The organism is Kytococcus sp. HMSC28H12 (assembly GCF_001816045.1).
Taxonomy (GTDB): Bacteria; Actinomycetota; Actinomycetes; order Actinomycetales; family Dermatophilaceae; genus Kytococcus; species Kytococcus schroeteri.
In genome coordinates this window covers 1-1,340 of the sequence record NZ_KV824570.1, presented here as the reverse complement: position 1 = coordinate 1,340, position 1,340 = coordinate 1, and the positions used below count along the sequence as shown (strand labels likewise).

At 76.6% G+C, this 1,340-nt stretch carries 1 protein-coding gene; it reads left to right on the top strand.

Translation table 11 applies throughout. From position 1 onward, the window contains the following. Nucleotides 1-59: 59 nt before the first annotated feature. A complete protein-coding gene (locus HMPREF3099_RS08860; RefSeq protein WP_070705629.1) occupies nt 60-1,244 on the top strand; it encodes a DNA polymerase III subunit delta' in 1,185 nt (394 codons plus the stop codon). Nucleotides 1,245-1,340: the final 96 nt, after the last annotated feature.

Here is a 1,340-nt window from a genome sequence, read left to right as displayed (position 1 = left end):
GGCCGCCGAGCTGGCCGCCGAGGTGGCCGGGGCCGTGGACGCCCTGCTGGGAGGCGCCGGTGCGTGACGGCGTCTGGGGTTCGCTGGTGGGCCAGGAGGAGCTGGCCGCCGGGCTCGCCGCCGCGGTGGCCGACCCGGCGCGGCTGACCCACGCCTACCTGTTCACCGGGCCTCCGGGGTCCGGCCGGTCCACCGCGGCGCGCGCCTTCGCCGCCGCCCTGCTCTGCCCCGACGGCGGCTGCGGGGAGTGCCGTGAGTGCCGCACCGCGCTGGACGGCAGCCACGCCGACGTGGAGGTGGTGAACACCGAGGGGCTGAGCATCCCGGTGAAGCAGGCGCGCGAGCTGGCCCTGACCGCGGCCCACCACCCGTCCGTGGGGGCCTGGCGCATCATCGTCATCGAGGACGCCGACCGGCTCACCGAGCAGGCCGCCGACGCCCTGCTCAAGGCGCTGGAGGAGCCCAGCCCGCGCACGGTGTGGATGCTGTGCGCCCCCTCGCCGCAGGACGTCATCGTCACCATCCGGTCGCGCTCCCGGCACCTCTCGTTGCGCACCCCGCCGGTGGAGGCCGTCGCGGCACTGCTGGAGTCGCAGGGGGTGGACGCCGCGATGGCGGCCTACGCGGCCCGGGCGGCGCAGTCCCACATCGGGGTGGCGCGGTGGTTGGCCCGCGACGAGTCCGCGCGGGCCCGGCGCCACACGGTGACCCGCATCCCCTTCGAGCTGGAGGGGCTCGGCTCGGCGCTGCGCAAGGCGGCCTCCCTGCACGAGGTGGCCACCAGCGAGGCCGCGGCCGAGGCCGAGCAGCGCGACGTGGCCGAGCGCGAGGAGCTGCTGCGCCTCAACGGCGCGGACCCCACTGCGCGCACGCAGCCCCCGGCGATCCGGGGGCAGCTCAACCAGCTGGCCAAGGAGCAGAAGGCGCGTGCCACGCGGCGGGTGCGTGACGTCATCGACCGCACGCTGGTGGACCTGGCCTCGGTGTACCGCGACGCGCTGCTGGTCTCCGTCGGGGCCAGCGGGATCGACTTGGTGAACCCGCAGGACGCCGGGGACCTGCAGCGGTTGGCGGGCACCACGAGCGCCGACGCGCTGCTGCTCTGCCTGGAGCAGGTGGACACCGCGCGCACCCGCATCGGGGAGAACGTGACCCCCCTGCTGGCGCTGGAGGCGATGCTGGTGGGCCTGCACCAGCTGCAGGGGGACCTGGCCCGTACGAGCACCGGAAGGGGTCCCCGATGACCACCCACACCCCACGACGGCACGCGCGGCTGCGCCCGCCCCGGGGCCGTGCCCTGCTCGCCGGGGCGGCCGTGCTCGGGCTGGGCCTGGCCGGCT